This is a genomic window from Stenotrophomonas sp. WHRI 8082 (genome assembly GCF_040223995.2).
In the GTDB taxonomy this organism is placed as follows: Bacteria; Pseudomonadota; Gammaproteobacteria; order Xanthomonadales; family Xanthomonadaceae; genus Stenotrophomonas.
Window position 1 is genome coordinate 2,682,429 of record NZ_CP167826.1, and the last position, 16,204, is coordinate 2,698,632.

At 65.3% G+C, this 16,204-nt stretch carries 14 protein-coding genes; 10 read left to right on the forward strand and 4 right to left on the reverse strand.

Annotated elements, in window-relative coordinates:
* Both smeE and ABRP17_RS11710 read left to right on the forward strand, forming a co-directional pair.
* The gene (gene smeE / locus ABRP17_RS11705; protein WP_349985541.1) at positions 1–3,147 is read left to right on the forward strand and encodes a multidrug efflux RND transporter permease subunit SmeE; all 3,147 of its coding nucleotides are present in this window, start codon (positions 1–3) and stop codon (positions 3,145–3,147) included.
* Positions 3,144–4,535: an efflux transporter outer membrane subunit gene (locus ABRP17_RS11710; protein WP_349985540.1), complete on the forward strand. Its 1,392-nt coding sequence runs from the start codon at positions 3,144–3,146 to the stop codon at positions 4,533–4,535. Before smeE ends, ABRP17_RS11710 begins: the two co-directional genes overlap by 4 nt.
* A 138-nt stretch (positions 4,536–4,673) precedes the next feature.
* Here ABRP17_RS11710 and ABRP17_RS11715 read toward each other — a convergent pair whose 3' ends face one another.
* Positions 4,674–5,000: a hypothetical protein gene (locus ABRP17_RS11715; protein ID WP_188327183.1), complete on the reverse strand. Its 327-nt coding sequence runs from the start codon at positions 4,998–5,000 to the stop codon at positions 4,674–4,676.
* A 144-nt stretch (positions 5,001–5,144) separates the two neighbouring features.
* Positions 5,145–5,597, reverse strand: coding sequence for a nucleoside deaminase (locus tag ABRP17_RS11720; protein ID WP_188326137.1), 453 nt, complete (start codon positions 5,595–5,597; stop codon positions 5,145–5,147).
* 77 nt (positions 5,598–5,674) lie between these two features.
* Here ABRP17_RS11720 and ubiE point away from each other — a divergent pair, with 77 nt between their 5' ends.
* Together ubiE and ABRP17_RS11730 are read left to right on the forward strand one after the other, a co-directional pair.
* Positions 5,675–6,436, forward strand: coding sequence for a bifunctional demethylmenaquinone methyltransferase/2-methoxy-6-polyprenyl-1,4-benzoquinol methylase UbiE (ubiE, locus tag ABRP17_RS11725; RefSeq protein WP_188326138.1), 762 nt, complete (start codon positions 5,675–5,677; stop codon positions 6,434–6,436).
* A gap of 115 nt (positions 6,437–6,551) precedes the next feature.
* The gene (locus tag ABRP17_RS11730; protein ID WP_349985539.1) at positions 6,552–8,480 is read left to right on the forward strand and encodes a M1 family metallopeptidase; all 1,929 of its coding nucleotides are present in this window, start codon (positions 6,552–6,554) and stop codon (positions 8,478–8,480) included.
* Positions 8,481–8,722: 242 nt separating this feature from the next.
* Here the strand turns inward: ABRP17_RS11730 and ABRP17_RS11735 are convergent, their stop codons facing one another.
* Positions 8,723–9,358: a TetR/AcrR family transcriptional regulator gene (locus ABRP17_RS11735; RefSeq protein ID WP_349985538.1), complete on the reverse strand. Its 636-nt coding sequence runs from the start codon at positions 9,356–9,358 to the stop codon at positions 8,723–8,725.
* 79 nt (positions 9,359–9,437) lie between these two features.
* Between ABRP17_RS11735 and ABRP17_RS11740 the strand changes: the two genes are divergently transcribed.
* The 3 genes from ABRP17_RS11740 (at position 9,438) to ABRP17_RS11750 (ending at position 12,094) form a co-directional block, all read left to right on the forward strand.
* Complete coding sequence (locus tag ABRP17_RS11740; RefSeq protein WP_372486757.1) at positions 9,438–10,523, forward strand: MBL fold metallo-hydrolase; 1,086 nt, start codon at positions 9,438–9,440, stop codon at positions 10,521–10,523.
* A gap of 225 nt (positions 10,524–10,748) precedes the next feature.
* The gene (locus ABRP17_RS11745; RefSeq protein WP_188326142.1) at positions 10,749–11,477 is read left to right on the forward strand and encodes a hypothetical protein; all 729 of its coding nucleotides are present in this window, start codon (positions 10,749–10,751) and stop codon (positions 11,475–11,477) included.
* Entirely contained in the window at positions 11,474–12,094 is a 621-nt protein-coding gene (locus ABRP17_RS11750; protein ID WP_223202977.1) for an HAD family hydrolase, read from the forward strand. The genes ABRP17_RS11745 and ABRP17_RS11750 overlap by 4 nt, the downstream gene beginning before the upstream one ends.
* A gap of 194 nt (positions 12,095–12,288) precedes the next feature.
* On the opposite strand, the gene ABRP17_RS11755 is transcribed toward ABRP17_RS11750, so the two are convergent.
* Positions 12,289–13,227, reverse strand: coding sequence for a carbohydrate kinase family protein (locus ABRP17_RS11755; RefSeq protein WP_192081238.1), 939 nt, complete (start codon positions 13,225–13,227; stop codon positions 12,289–12,291).
* Between the two features lie 348 nt (positions 13,228–13,575).
* Here ABRP17_RS11755 and ABRP17_RS11760 point away from each other — a divergent pair, with 348 nt between their 5' ends.
* The 3 genes from ABRP17_RS11760 to mreD all read left to right on the forward strand — a co-directional run bounded on the left by ABRP17_RS11760 (position 13,576) and on the right by mreD (position 16,203).
* Entirely contained in the window at positions 13,576–14,622 is a 1,047-nt protein-coding gene (locus ABRP17_RS11760) for a rod shape-determining protein (RefSeq protein ID WP_188326144.1), read from the forward strand.
* A gap of 121 nt (positions 14,623–14,743) precedes the next feature.
* On the forward strand, positions 14,744–15,721 hold the full coding sequence (gene mreC / locus ABRP17_RS11765) for a rod shape-determining protein MreC (protein WP_349985537.1): 978 nt from the start codon (positions 14,744–14,746) through the stop codon (positions 15,719–15,721).
* Complete coding sequence (gene mreD, locus ABRP17_RS11770) at positions 15,718–16,203, forward strand: rod shape-determining protein MreD (RefSeq protein ID WP_188326145.1); 486 nt, start codon at positions 15,718–15,720, stop codon at positions 16,201–16,203. The genes mreC and mreD overlap by 4 nt, the downstream gene beginning before the upstream one ends.
* Position 16,204: the final 1 nt, after the last annotated feature.

The window sequence follows — 16,204 nt, forward strand, 5'->3', positions numbered from 1 at the left end:
ATGGCACGTTTCTTCATTGATCGACCCATCTTCGCGTGGGTGATCGCGATCATCATCATGCTTGCCGGTGCGCTGGCGGTAACCACCTTGCCGGTGTCCATGTATCCGGAAGTGGCCCCGCCCGCCGTCGAGATCTCCGCCACGTATCCCGGTGCGTCGGCGAAGGTGGTGGAAGACTCGGTGACGCAGATCATCGAGCAGAACATGAAAGGCCTCGACGGGCTGATCTATTTCTCGTCCAACAGCTCGGCCAACGGCCAGGCCACCATCACCCTCACCTTCGAATCCGGGACCAATCCGGACATCGCCCAGGTGCAGGTGCAGAACAAACTGCAGTTGGCGATGCCGCTGTTGCCGCAGGAAGTACAGCGGCAGGGCATCAACGTGGCCAAGTCCAGCAGCGGCTTCCTGCAGGTGCTGGGCTTTGTGTCCAATGACAACAGCATGGACGCCAACGACATCTCCGATTTCGTGGGCTCCAACGTGGTCGACCCGCTCAGCCGCGTGCCGGGCGTGGGCAACATCCAGGTGTTCGGCGGCAAGTACGCCATGCGCATCTGGCTGGATCCCAACAAGCTGCACACCTACAAGCTGTCGGTGGATGAAGTCACCGCAGCGATCACCGCTCAGAACGCACAGGTGGCGATCGGCCAGCTCGGCGGTGCGCCGTCGGTGAAGGGCCAGCAGCTCAACGCCACCATCAACGCGCAGGATCGCCTGCAGACGCCGGAGCAGTTCCGCAACATCCTGGTGCGTGGCGGCACCGATGGTAGCGAGCTGCGCCTGGGCGACGTGGCCCGTGTGGAACTGGGCGCGGAAAGCTACGATTTCGTCACCCGGTACAACGGCAAGCCGTCCACCGGCATCGCCATCACCCTGGCCACCGGCGCCAACGCGCTGGATACCGCCAATGGCGTGCGCGCGGCACTGGAGGACATGAAGGCGACCTTCCCGGCCGGCCTGGAATCGGTGGTGCCGTATGACACCACCCCGTTCGTGCAGGTGTCGATCAAGGGCGTGATCAAGACGCTGATCGAAGCGATCGTGCTGGTGTTCGTGGTGATGTACCTGTTCCTGCAGAACTTCCGCGCCACGCTGATCCCGACCATCGCCGTACCGGTGGTGCTGCTCGGTACGTTCGGCGTGCTGTCGGTGTTGGGGTTCTCGGTCAACATGCTGACGATGTTCGCGATGGTGCTGGCGATCGGCCTGCTGGTCGATGATGCCATCGTGGTGGTGGAGAACGTCGAGCGCATCATGGCCGAAGAGGGCCTGTCGCCGCTGGAGGCCACGCGCAAATCAATGACCCAGATCACCGGCGCGCTGGTGGGTATCGGCCTGGTGCTGTCGGCGGTGTTCGTGCCGATGGCCTTCATGGGCGGTGCTACCGGTGTGATCTACCGGCAGTTCTCGGCCACGATTGTTTCGGCGATGGCGCTGTCGGTGCTGGTCGCGATCGTGCTCACGCCGGCGCTGTGCGCCACCATGCTCAAGCCGCTGAAAAAGGGCGAGCATCACGTCGCCCACAAGGGCTGGTCGGGTCGCTTCTTCGGTGGCTTCAACCGCGGTTTCGACAAGTCCAGCGAAAAGTACCAGCGTGGCGTCAAGGGCATCATTTCCCGCCCGTGGCGTTTCATGGGCGTATTCGCGGCGCTGTCGCTGGTGATGGTGCTGTTGTTCATGCGCCTGCCCAGCTCGTTCCTGCCCAACGAAGACCAGGGCATCATGATGGCGCTGGTGCAGACACCGGTGGGTTCCACCCAGGAGCGCACGCTGGAGGCGATGGCCAAGCTGGAAAACCACTTCCTGGAGAACGAAGGCGAAGCGATCGAGTCGATCTTCGCCATCCAAGGCTTCAGCTTCGCCGGCATGGGCCAGAACGCGGGCATGGCCTTCGTCAAGCTGAAGGACTGGAAGGATCGCGATTCGGAGCAGAGCGTGGAAGCCGTAACCGGCCGCGCGATGGGCGCACTGAGCGGTATCAAGGACGCTTTCATCTTCGCCTTCCCGCCGCCGGCCATGCCGGAACTGGGTATCGGCTCGGGTTACACCTTCTTCCTGAAGGACAACAGTGGCCAGGGGCATGAGGCCCTGCTCAACGCGCGCAACCAACTGCTGGGTGCCGCCGGGCAGAGCAAGCTGTTGGCCAACGTGCGACCGAACGGCCAGGAAGATACCCCGCAGCTGCGCATCGACGTGGACGTGGAAAAGGCCAATGCGCTGGGCCTGAACATGACGTCCATCAACAACACGTTGGCCACCGCGTGGGGCAGCAGCTACATCGATGACTTCATCGATCGTGGCCGGGTCAAGCGCGTGTACGTGCAGTCCGATGCAGACTTCCGCATGAATCCGGACGACTTCAACGTGTGGTCGGTGAAGAATGCGGCCGGCGAGATGGTGCCGTTCAGTGCCTTCGCCTCCAAGCGCTGGGACTTCGGTTCGCCGCGTCTGGAGCGCTACAACGGCGTGTCGGCCATGGAAATCCAGGGTGAACCGGCCACGGGCGTGGCATCGGGCGATGCCATGAACGAGATCGAGCGCATCGCCAAGGATCTGCCGCCGGGTTACGAGATCGAGTGGACCGCGCTGTCCTATCAGGAGCGTCAGGCCGGCTCGCAGACCCCGCTGCTGTACTCGCTGTCGCTGCTGATCGTGTTCCTGTGCCTCGCTGCGTTGTACGAAAGCTGGAGCGTGCCGACCTCGGTGCTGATGGTCGCGCCGCTGGGCATCCTCGGTGCTGTGCTGGCCAACACGCTGCTCGGGCTGGAGCGTGACATCTACTTCCAGGTGGCGATGCTGACCACGGTGGGCCTGACATCGAAGAACGCCATCCTGATCGTGGAGTTCGCCAAGGACAACCTGGAGAAGGGCGCCGGACTGATCGAGGCCACCATGCACGCCGTGCGCGATCGCTTGCGCCCGATCATCATGACCTCGCTGGCATTCGGCCTGGGCGTGCTGCCGCTGGCCATCGCCTCCGGCGCCGGCTCGGGTGCGCAGCGCGCGATCGGCACCGGTGTGCTGGGCGGCATGCTCGCCGGCACCTTGCTGGGCGTGTTCTTCATCCCGCTGTTCTTCGTCGTCGTGCAGCGCGTGTTCAACCGCAAGCTGCGCACCGCGCCGCAATCGAGTGAGACCCCATGAAGCAGATCCCCTTGCTGCTGGCCCTGGTGGCCAGCCTCGGCCTGACCAGCTGCGCCACGTTGGTGCCTGAGCGCACCGACGTGGCGCCGGCCATACCCGCGCAGTGGCCGATTGAGGCGGGCCAGGGACGGGCCACCGACGTCGCCGCGCTGGGCTGGCGTGACTTCTTTACCGATGCGCGTCTGCAGGACGTCATCACCCAGGCGCTGGACAACAACCGCGATCTGCGTGTGGCCGTGCTGAATGTCGAACGTGCCCGCGGCCAATACCGTATCCAGCGCGCCGACCGCGTCCCCGGGCTCGCTGTGCAGGGGCAGATGGAGCGCATCGGCGGTGACATGCCGGTCAGTGAGCAGTTCACGGCCGGGCTGGGCATCACCGAGTTCGAGCTCGATCTGTTCGGACGTGTGCGCAACCTCAGCGAGGCGGCACTGCAGCAGTACTTCGCGGTGGCCGCCAACCGGCGCAATGCGCAGTTGACCCTGGTCGCGGAAACCGCCACGGCCTGGCTGACCTTCGGTGCCGACAGCGAACAGCTGCGCATCTCCGAAGCCACGCTGGCCAGCCACGAAGATTCGCTGCGGCTGGCGCAGGCGCGTTTCGAGCGCGGCGGCAGCTCGGCGCTGGAGCTGGCCCAGACCCGTACGCTGGTGGAAACCGCCCGCACCGATGCCGCGCGCCTGCGCGGTCAGGTCGAGCAGGACCGCAATGCCTTGTCACTGCTGATCGGCGGGCCGGTGGACGCCGCGTTGCTGCCGTCCGGCAACAACGAACTGCAACTGCTGGCCCTGGCGCCGCCGCCGGCGGACCTGCCCAGTGATGTGCTGCTGCGCCGCCCGGACATCATGGCGGCCGAGCACATCTTGCTGGCGGGTAACGCCAACATCGGTGCGGCACGTGCGGCGTTCTTTCCCAGCATCCGCCTGACCGGCACGCTGGGGAGCCGGTCCGACGAACTGTCGGGGTTGTTCGACAGCGGCACGCGGATGTGGAGCTTCCTGCCGACGATCAGCCTGCCGATCTTCCAGGGCGGCCGGTTGCGTGCCGGGTTGGCCGTGGCCGAAGCGGACCGTGACATCGCCTTGGCCGAGTATGAGAAGGCGATCCAGGTCGGCTTCCGCGAAACCGCCGATGCCTTGGCGCTGAGCACCAGCCTGGATGCCCAGGCCGATTCACAGCGTGGACTGGTGGAGGCCGCGACGCAGGCCGAACGCCTGTCGCAGGCGCGCTACGACGCCGGGCTGGACAGCTTCGTCACGCTGCTGGACGCGCGGCGTACCGCCTACAGCGCACAGCAGAGCCAGCTGCAGACCGCGTTGGCACAGCAGGCAAACCGGATCACGTTGTACAAGGTGCTGGGCGGCGGCTGGCGCGAGTCAGGGCGGTAGAGCCGACTTCAGTCGGCTGCCCCCTTCAACCGTTTGCCCCTTAACCCGGCTGCGCGCTGATCGCTCGTCCGGATGAACGGCCATCGCCCCCTCGGTGGCCGTTTCAGATGACCGCCGGCCGCCGCTTGAGCGCGCTGATCAGGCGATCAGGCGCGGGCGATCGTCAGTGCGGACCATGCTGGCCACATAGACGTGGTCCCATACCTGTTCAATGAAGGCGCGGGCCTGGGCTTCGGTCAGCCGCGGCATGATCTGCAGGGCGTACTGGGTCTGGAACGCATCCTCGCGCTGCTCGTTGGTGGCGCGGGGGTGGGTGATCAGCGAGTCACAGGCAAACTTGATCCACGGGACAAAATGGCCGAAAGAGCCCGGGCCCATGGCGCCTTCGGCGTGTCGCTGGCGCCAGTGGTTCAGCTCTGCCTCCACGTCGATGACCGGAGGGACATTGGGTACATCTGCGCGCATGGCTGTTACTTCTTCTGATGATGTGGGGGTGGGGGAGTCCCGATCATCGCTATCGGCCAGTGCACGCAGCGTCATTGCTGCGTGCAATCGGCGTTCCAAGGTCGTTGTTGACATGCCAAGGCTGAAATATTCAGCGAGTCCCGCTTACTCGCCGATGTCTTCGTCCCAGATCTCCGGATGACGTTCGATGAATGCGCCCAGCAGATCGACACACTCCTGGCTGTCCAGGTCGATCACGTTGACGCCGCTCTCGCGCAGCCAGTCGATGCCGCCCTGGAAAGTGCGCGACTCGCCCACTACGACGGTGCCGATGTTGAACTGGCGGACCAGCCCGCTGCAGTACCAGCAGGGGGCCAGGGTGGTGACCATGATCGTGTTCTTGTAGCCGCGCTGGCGGCCGGCCTTGCGGAACGCATCGGTCTCGCCGTGCACGGAGGGGTCGCCTTCCTGCACCCGGCGGTTGTGGCCACAGCCCAGCAGCCGACCGTCATTGTGATAAAGCGCCGCGCCGATCGGCACGCCACCTTCGGCCATGCCCTGGCGGGCTTCGGCGAGGGCGGTCTGCAGCAGGGCGTGGTAGTCGGGCGTGGTGATCATGGGGGTCTCCGTGAATTCAGAGGGTCATGATACGGGCAGGGGGTGCCGCCGGCTCCGCGCGGTGCGATAATCCATCCATGAGCGAATCCCCCTACAAGTCCGGAACTACCCATTTCGGCTTCCGCGATGTCGATGCAAAGGACAAGCAGAAGCTGGTCGGCCAGGTCTTCACCTCGGTCGCGCGCAACTACGACCTGATGAACGACCTGATGAGCCTGGGTGTGCATCGGGTGTGGAAGCGCTACTACGTGGCCACCGCGCAGGTGAAGCCGGGTGACCGCGTGCTGGATCTGGCCGGCGGTACCGGTGACATTGCCGCGCTGCTGAAGGAGCGGGTCGGCACCGACGGTGCGGTCGTGGTGGGCGACATCAACGCCGGCATGCTGTCGGTGGGCCGTGATCGCTTGACCAACCGCGGCCTGGTGGCCGGGTTGGACTACGTGCAGTGCAATGCAGAAGCGCTGCCGTTCCCGGATGCCAGCTTCGACCTGGTAACCATCGCGTTCGGGCTGCGCAACGTGACCGATAAAGATGCGGCGCTGCGCGAGATGCATCGCGTGCTGAAAGTGGGCGGGCAGGCACGCGTGCTGGAATTTTCCGAGGTCACACTGGACTGGTTCAAGCCGATCTACGACTTCCACTCGTTCAAGGTGCTGCCGAAGCTGGGCCGTCTGTTCGCGCGCGACTCGGACAGCTATCAGTACCTGGCCGAAAGTATCCGCAAGCACCCGCCGCAGGATGCGCTGAAGGCGATGATGAGTGAGGCCGGATTCGAACGCTGCCACTACAAGAACCTGTCGGCCGGCATCGTCTCGATCCATTCCGGCTACAAGCTGTAATCCGGTAGTGACGGCCGCTGGCCGTCAAACGGTGGACACTGACGGCCAGCGGCCGTCACTACCGCGGGTCCAACAGGGGTAAAATCAGCCTTTACCCCTGAAACGGTCTCGATGCATGCGTACCCCGTTCCTGCTCCTTCCGCTGGCCGTGGCCCTCGCCGCCGGCTGCTCCCAGGAGACCGCCGCGCCGGTCGCCACTCCCCCCGCGCAGAGCGCGCCGGCTGCCCCCGTGAACGCTGAAAACCGCAGTCACGACGAAAGCTCGTATGCCGAGCCGGACAAGGTCGTCATCAAGGACATCGCCCTCGACCTGAAGCTGGATTTCGACAGCAAGCAGATCGGTGGCACCGCGACCTACACGCTGGAGTGGAAGAACAAGGACGCCAAGCAGCTGGTGCTGGACACGCGTGAGCTGGCCGTCGCCAAGGTCGAGGCCATCGCGGCCGATGGCGCGCGCAGCCCGCTGCCGTTCGTGTTGGCGCCCGTGGACAAGGTGTTCGGCAGCAAGCTGACCATCGAAACCCCCACGCAGCCGACCAAGGTCGAAATCAGCTACCACACCGCACCGACTGCTTCGGGCCTGCAGTGGCTGGCGCCGTCGATGACCGAAGGCAAGAAGCTGCCTTTCATGTTCAGCCAGTCGCAGGCGATCCACGCGCGTTCGTGGGTGCCGCTGCAGGACACGCCGAGCGTTCGCTTCACCTACAGCGCGCACGTGGTCTCGCGCCCGGACGTGATGGTGCTGATGAGCGCCGACAACGACCCCAAGGCCGCGCGTGACGGTGATTACACCTTCAAGATGCCGCAGCCGATTCCGTCCTACCTGCTGGCGATCGCTGCGGGTGACCTGGTGTTCGAGCCGATTTCCGGCCGCTCCGGCGTGTGGGCCGAACCGACCATGGTCGGCAAGGCAGCGAAGGAGTTCGAGGACACCGAGAAAATGATCGGCGCCGCCGAAAAGCTGTACGGCGAGTACCGCTGGGGCCGCTACGACATGCTGGTGCTGCCGCCGTCGTTCCCGTTCGGCGGCATGGAAAACCCGCGCCTGACCTTCGCCACCCCGACCGTGATCGTGGGCGACAAGTCGCTGGTCTCGCTGGTCGCCCATGAACTGGCACACAGCTGGTCGGGCAACCTGGTGACCAACGCCAGCTGGAAGGACATCTGGCTCAACGAAGGCTTCACCACCTACGTGCAGGGTCGCATTACCGAAGCGCTGTATGGCAAGGAAATGGCCGAGATGGAGCGGCAGATCGACCAGACCGACCTGTTGGCCGAGGTGAAGGACATGAGCCCGGCCGACCAGGCGCTGGCCCTGCCTCCGCTGAACGAACGTGACCCGGACGAGGCGCTGAGCCAGGTTGCCTATGTAAAGGGGTCCTGGTTCCTGGAGTTCCTGGAACAGCGCTTCGGCCGCGAGGTGTTCGATCCCTTCCTGCGTGGCTGGTTCAACGACCATGCCTTCCAGAGCGCGAACACCGATCAGTTCGTCGACTATCTGAAGAAGAACCTGCTCGACAAGAAGCCCGGCGCCGTGACGGATGCCGAACTGAAGGCATGGCTCGACGAGCCGGGCGTCCCGGCATTCGCGGCCAAGGCGCAGTCGCGCAACTTCAGCAATGTCGATACCGCGCGCATTGCGTGGGAAGGTACCGGCAAGCTGCCCACCAACCAGCTGACCGCTGAATGGAGCACGCAGGAATGGGTGCGTTTCATCGACGGGCTGGGCGCGAAGCAGCCGCTGGACAAGCTCACCGCGCTGGACCGTGCGTTCAAGTTCACCGGTACGCCGAACGGTGAGATCGCCATGCGCTGGTACCCGCTGGCGATCCGCAGTGGCTACGCCGAGGCGACCCCGGCCGCCGCCGAGTTCATCGAGCGGGTGGGCCGTCGCAAGCTGATCATGCCAATCTACGCCGAACTGGTGAAGACGCCGGAAGGTCTGGAGATTGCCAAGGCTGCCTTTGAAAAGGCCAAGCCGGGCTACCACCCGATCACCACCGGCTCGGTGCAGGACATGTTGTCCAAGGCCGAAGCCCAGTAACACCGAAAGCGGGTGCCGACGTCGGTCGGCACCCGCTCTTGCTGGGGCGGGCGCGGTTGATGTTGCCATCGCGGCTGCCGCTGCCTTCGCCTTCTTGATTGCCGTTGCGGTCGCTGCTGCCGTTGCTGTCGCTGTCGCTGTCGCTGTTGCTGCTTGGTAGAGCCGACTTCAGTCGGCTTCCCGCCGCCAGCCGACTGAAGTCGGCTCTACCAATGCCAACCAACCTCCTGCGCCGCTCGGGGCTAGACCGGCGTATGTTCCCGTGCGTTCAGCGCCAGGAACATGTCCACGCACTCTTCCATCAATCGCTGCTGCGCTTCCGGTGCCAGCGGCGCCTGCCCCATTGCCACCTGCGGCCAGAACGCAAACGCCTTCAGCATGCCTTGCAGCTGATGCGCGGCTTCAGCCGGTGAGGGCAGTGTGCGCAGCCGACCATCTGCTTGTGCCGCCCGCATCCAGGCCGTCAGCCCTTCTTCTTTCTCCGCCAGCCGCTCCATCATCGCCCGCGCGCGCTCCGGGGCATGCACCAGTTCGGCGATCGCCACCCGCGACAGGTCGATGAAACTCTCATCGGCCATCAGCCGCATCTTCCTTGCGGCGAATCCCAGCAGTTGCGGACGAAGCGGCTGGGCCGGCGCGTAGTCCGGCGCATCCAGATCTTGGCTGGCCTCCCACAGCTGCAACAGGATGGCCGTGAACAGCTCGTCCTTGCTGGCGAAGTGGTTGTAGACCGTTCGCTTGGACACCTCTGCCGTGGCAGCGATCCGGTCCATGCTGGTGGCCGCGAAACCGAAGCTGCGGAACTCCGTCACCGCTGCCGCGAGGATGGCGGCGCGCTTGCGGTCGGTCAGGCGGGTAGGGCGGGTATCGGCACTCATACCGATATTTTACACCGTTCAGTTTACTTCCAACGAAATAGAAGTAGACTCTTCGGTGTACTTTTCAGGGCAAGCCCGAATGACCCGTCGCCTGCCGCGCTTCCTCCTCCTTTCTACGGTACTGATCGCCATGACACTTGGCCTGCTGACCTGCGGCGCGCGTCCTGCCGCTTCCTACGAAGAATCTCCCCAGTACCAGGATGGACGCTTCCACAATCCTGCGGGCAAGTCGTCGCTGGGATTTGTCGGCACCTTGGGGGTGCTCTGGCGCTTCATGGTGGACAAGCCCAAGGATGCCACCCCGCCCGCGCCGATTCCGGTGCATGCGTTGACCCGCCAGGACCTGCTGGACGCGCCGGACGACAGTCTGTGGAGGCTGGGACACTCCACCGTGCTGATGAAGCTGGATGGTCATTTCTGGCTGACCGACCCGGTTTTTTCAGAGCGCGCCTCGCCGATGTCGTTCATGGGGCCCAAGCGCTTCCATGCGCCACCGCTTGATATTGAAGCGCTGCCGCCGCTGACCGGCGTGATCATTTCCCATGACCACTACGACCACCTGGACCACGATGCCATCCGTGCGCTGGCGCCGAAGGTCGACCACTTCATCACCGCGCTGGGTGTGGGGGATCGATTGCGGGCGTGGGGCGTGCCCGCCGACAAGATCCAGCAGCTGGACTGGTGGCAGGAGACGCAGGTGCACGGTCTGAAGATCGCTGCCACGCCGGCACAGCATTTCTCCGGTCGTGGCGTGTCCGATGGCAACCGCACGTTGTGGGCGTCGTGGGTGATCGACAGTGGACGCAAGCGCATTTTCTTCAGTGGTGACAGCGGCTACTTCGACGGCTTCGCCCAGATCGGCGAGCGGTACGGTCCGTTCGACCTGACGCTCGTCGAGACCGGCGCTTACGACGCCGACTGGGCCGACGTGCACATGCAGCCCGAACAGAGCCTGCAGGCGCATCTGGATGTCCGCGGCAAGGTGATGATGCCGATCCACAACGGCACCTTCGACCTGGCGCTGCATCCGTGGACGGAACCCTTCGAGCGCATCACCGCGTTGGCGCAGGAACAGGGCGTGGTGCTGACGGCACCGCAGATGGGCGAGCGGTTGGATATCGGTGCACCGGCGCCATCCACCCAGTGGTGGCGGCAAGTGCGGTAACGCGGCAGGGAACGGGTAGGTGGCCAGGGGGATCGTTGGATGGTGGATCGCTGGACGGGTGGACGGTGGATCGTTCGACGGTGGATCGGTGGATCGTTCGACCGGTAGAGCCGACTTCAGTCGGCTTGCCTGCAGCCGACTGAAGTCGGCTCTACCACGGCAGGAGATGCAGCCGACTGAAGTCGGCTCTACAGTAGGGGTTCAACGACCACACGCGGAGCCTGCATGAAACACCTGATTCTCGTTGCCACCTGCGCGCTGGCGCTGGTCGCCTGTAGCGACCCGGAGGCCGAGCGCCAGGCGCAGCAGGCGGCGGCCGCCGCCGCCCAGGCGCAGAAGGAAACCAAGGCCGACGAGGTCGCCAAGCAGTACGACACCGCCGTGGCAGCGCAGGAATGGGAGCGGGCACGCATCCACGGCGGGTCATTGCTGGATGTCTACAAAGGAACGGCCGCGGCTGCTCGCATCGAAGCGGGATTCGCTGACGTGAAGGCCAAGGCCGACGAAGCGCGCGACCTGCGCCGGATGCAGGCGCTGTGGCAGTACAACCAGATTCCCGTTGGCACCAAGGGAACGCAGCGGTCCGCATCGATCTACGGCAAGGAGCGCGTCGACGTCGACGGAAGTGGCCCCAAGCCGGTGCAGTTGGTCTTCCGCGATCATCCGGAGTGGAAGCGGCACGCGTACCTGGTGCTGCAGGCCGGTGATTTCCGTTGCCCCGGCGGCTGCAAGGTGCAGGTCAGCGTGGACGGTGGAACCCCGCGCGCGATGGCCGCATGGCGTCCGGACACCGATGAGGCAATCGCCATGTTCATCACCGACAACGCCGCGCTGTGGAAGCTGGCGCGTCAGGCCAAGGCAATCAGCATCGAGTTCCCGGTGAAGGCCGGTGGTACGCGCACGGCCGTCTTTGAAACCGGCGGCCTGGATGCGAGCCAGATGCCGTGGAAATGATGCAGCCGATGCCGCCGGCCAGCTATGCCGTTCTTTCGGGCGTGCGTCATTGGATATTCGACCTGGACGGCACGCTGACCGTGGCCGTGCACGATTTCGCCGCCATCAAGCGCGCGCTGGACATAGCCGCGCATGAAGACATCATCGAGCATCTGGTTGCACTGCCCGACGAGGATGAGCGGGCCAAGCGCGCCTGGCTTTTCGATCATGAGCGTGAGCTGGCGCTGGGCGCGCAGGCGGCCATCGGCGCGGTGGCGTTACTGCGCGCGCTGCATGGGCGTGGCTGCGAGCTTGGCATCCTGACCCGGAATGATCATGCGGTGGCCAAGCTGACATTGGAAGCGATCGGGGTGGCCGATCTGTTCGCCGATGATCACATCATCGGTCGCGATGAGGCCGACCCCAAGCCGTCGCCGGCCGGCATCGTGTATCACCTGCAGCGCTGGGGTGTCGAAGCGGCACAGGTGGCGATGGTGGGGGATCACCGCATGGACCTGGCGGCGGGACGTGCTGCGGGCACGCAGACGGTGCTGGTCAATACACCGGGTGACCCATGGCCTGGGATGGCAGACTGGCGTTTCGCGGACTGCGCGGCGCTGCAGTCGGCGTGGCGGTGAGGTAGAGCCGACTTCAGTCGGCTGCGGTTCGCGATTGCTGTCAGCCGACTGAAGTCGGCTCTACCTTGGGGGTTCGTGATTGCTGGTAGCCGACTGAAGTCGGCTCTACCTGGGGAACGGTGGTGGGGCTGCCGCTGCGCTCGCCGAGCATGGCTCGGCGCTACCAGGCGAATGCGGCGCAGCGTCCCTCGGCGTCAGACGTTCAGTGCGTAACCGAACTGCTGCTTGAACTGCTCGTTGAACTCGTCGAAGGTGAAACGCTGGTTCTGCGTGCCCGGGTGCTCCACCTTCAGCGCGCCCATCAGGTTGCCCATGCGGCCGATGGTCAGCCAGTCGAAACCCTTCTGGATGCCGTAGATCAGGCCGGCACGGAAGGCGTCGCCGCAACCGGTCGGGTCCACTACGCGGCGTTCGTGCGCCGGCGGGATGTCGTAGCTCTTTTCAGGGGTGTGGATGACCGCACCCTTGGGGCCGCGCGTGGTGATATAGGCCTGTACGCGGCTGACGATTTCCTTCTCGTCCCAGCCGGTGCGTTCCTGCAGCAGGTTCGACTCGTAATCGTTGACCACCACGTAATCCGCCTGCTCGATGAACGTGCGCAGCTCCGGACCGTTGAACAGCGGCATGGCCTGGCCGGGATCGAAGATGAAGGGCACGCCATCTTCGTGGAACTCCAACGCGTTCTGGATCATGCCTTCGCGGCCATCCGGGCCGACCAGGCCCAGGCTGACGCCCGGCACGTCGCGCACGTGGTTCTCATACGAACGCATCATCGCGCCGGGATGGAAGGCGGTGATCTGGTTGTTGTCGTGGTCGGTGGTGATGAAGGCCTGGGGGGTGAACAGCTCGTCGATCACGCGTACCCGGGACAGGTCGATGCCCAGTGCATCGAAATGTTCACGATAGGGGCCGAAATCGGTGCCGACCGTGCCCATCGGGATCGGGTCGCCGCCCAGCAGGTGCAGGTTGTAGGCGATGTTGCCGGCGCAGCCGCCGAACTCGCGGCGCATGCGCGGCACCAGGAACGACACATTCAGGATGTGCACCTTGTCCGGCAGGATGTGATTCTTGAACTGGTCCGGGAACACCATGATGGTGTCGAAGGCAAGAGAACCACAGATCAAAGCGGACATCGATGTAAGCCTATGCGGGAATGGGTGGAGTGCGTGCCGCAGGGCGGGCAGGCAAACGGCGCCCGTGGGCGCCCGACGGCGCAAAGGTTACCGGCTGCAGCCGCGTAAGGGTAGCGCCGGACGGTGCGGGGCGCGCTGTCGTCCGCTGTGGCACCACGCGGCAGCGGCGAGGAGTACGATGGTCGCCAAACCTGTACCAATCCAGCCGAAAGCCTCTGAATACGCGGGTTCAGCTTGATATGTCCTTGCTCGCAGGGGGGCGGGTTGCTAGGCTTGCACGTCTCGATTTCTGCCCATATTCCGCCACTCCAGGCAGAGGCAGCGCACCTCCTCAGGATCACTTCCTCGATGTTCAAGAAACTCCGCGGCATGTTCTCCAATGACCTGTCCATCGATCTGGGCACGGCCAATACCCTCATCTACGTGCGCGGGCAGGGAATCGTGCTGAACGAGCCGTCCGTGGTCGCCGTGCGCCAGGACCGTGCCATCGGAGGCACCCGTTCGGTGGCCGCAGTGGGCACCGAGGCCAAGCAGATGCTGGGCCGTACGCCGGGCCACATCACCACCATCCGCCCGATGAAGGACGGCGTCATCGCCGATTTCACCTACACCGAGGCGATGCTCAAGCACTTCATCAAGAAGGTGCACAAGTCGCGCTTCCTGCGCCCGAGCCCGCGCGTGCTGGTGTGCGTGCCGGCCGGCTCCACCCAGGTGGAGCGTCGCGCCATCAAAGAATCGGCCGAAGAGGCCGGTGCGCGTGATGTGTTCCTGATCGAAGAGCCGATGGCGGCCGCGATCGGCGCCGGCATGCCGGTGACCGAAGCGCGGGGTTCGATGGTCATCGACATCGGCGGCGGCACCACCGAAGTCGCCGTGATCTCGCTGAACGGCATCGTCTATTCGGCCTCGGTCCGTATCGGCGGCGACCGCTTCGATGAGTCCATCACCAATTACGTGCGCCGTAACCACGGCATGCTGATCGGTGAAGCCACCGCCGAGCGCATCAAGGTGGAGCTGGGCTGCGCCTACCCGCAGGCGGAAGTGATCGAGATGGAAATCTCCGGCCGCAACCTCGCCGAGGGCGTTCCGAAGATGATCAAGATCACCTCCAACGAGGTGCTTGAAGCGCTGCACGAGCCGCTGTCGGGCATCGTCAGCGCGGTCAAGCTGGCGCTGGAGCAGACGCCGCCGGAGCTGTGCGCCGACGTCGCCGAGCGCGGCATCGTGCTCACCGGTGGTGGCGCGTTGCTGCGCGACATGGATCGCCTGATCTCCGAAGAAACCGGCCTGCACGTGCAGGTGGCCGATGATCCGCTGACCTGCGTGGCCCGCGGTGGCGGCCGCGCGCTGGAGCTGGTGGACATGCACGGCAACGAGTTCTTTGCGCCGGAGTAAGCCCGGCCGGCTTGTCGTGAGCGCCGCGCCCTTCCGGCGTGCGGCCTGCCTGCATGGCAGACCGGCACCGGCGGGGCGCCGTCGTGTTTCCTTCCCGATTCTTTTCTGCTGAAGCTGCATCGTGCCGCCCTACGCCGGACCCCCCATTGCTTCCCGCTCCGGCGATGCCGCGAGCCCGCTGCGGCTGCTCACCTACCTGGTGCTGGCGATCACCCTGATCGTGCTGGACGACCAGGCGGGTTGGCTGGCGCGCCTGCGCGAGCAGGCCAATGTGCTGGTGCAGCCGGCGTGGAACCTGGCGGGCCTGCCCGGGCGGCTGGGCAACCAGGTGCGCGACAATGCGGCCAGCCATGGCCAGCTGGTGGCGGAGAACCGGCAGCTGCGCAACAGCCTGCTGGTGGCGAATGCGCGGCTGACCCGGCTGCAGACCGCTGCGCTGGACAACGCGCAGTTGCGCGAACTGTTGAACGTCGCCGAGCGCAGCGGGCTGGATGTGCAGCTAGCGCCGATCCTGGATATCGACCTGGACCCGGTGAAACAGCGCCTGGTACTGGCGGCTGGCACCCGTGAGGGCGTGCACGTAGGTCAGGCGGTGATCGATGCCGGCGGCCTGATGGGGCAGGTGATCAGCGTGACCGGCAGCACCTCCACCGTGCTGCTGCTGACCGACCCGGACCACGCGGTGCCGGTGACGGTGGCGCGCAACGGCGTGCGGCTGATCGTCTATGGCCGTGGTGACACGCTGGAGCTGCGTGACATTCCGCTGAGTGCCGGGGTGGAAGTGGGCGATGAGATCGTTACCTCTGGACTGGGCGGCCGGTTCCCGGTGGGATTCCCGGTCGGCACCATCGCGGCGCTGCGCCCGGACGACACCCATGCCTTCCTGGTGGGCGAACTGAAGCCGGCCGCCGCGCTGGATCGCGGCCGCGACGTGCTGCTGCTGCGGCCCGGTTCGCCGATCCGCATCCCGCCGACACCGACGCCCCCGGTAGTGACGGCCGCTGGCCGTCAACCTCTGAACGCTAACGGCCAGCGGCCTTCACTACCAGGCACCGCATCGTCACCACCGACCGCCCCCACGACGGAGACACGCCCGTGAGCCGCCTGCGTGATAACCGCTGGGTGCTGCCGGTCAGCGTGATCGCCGCCCTGATGCTGGGCTTGCTGCCGTTGCCACCGTTCCTGCAGCCATTGCGCCCTTACTGGCTGGCCCTGGTGCTGGCTTACTGGGTCATTGAAGCGCCTGAACGGGTCGGACTGGGCGTGGCCTTCGCCAGCGGCGTCGTCGCCGATTTCCTCTATGGCGGCGTGCTGGGCGAGCAGGCGCTGCGCCTGGTGATCCTGGCTTTCATCCTGCAACGCTTCCGTGCGCGCATCCGGTTCTTCCCGATGTCGCAGCAGATCCTCGCCATCGGCGGCCTGCTGTTCAACGACCGCATCGTCAGCGCCGTGGTGCACATCGTGGTCGGCGAGCCGACCCTGCCGTGGGCCTATTGGTGGGCCCCGTTGCTGGGCATGGCGTTGTGGCCGCTGGTGTTCGTGCTGCTGGACGCGGTGCGTTTCGGACGGCGCGGGCGCTGAC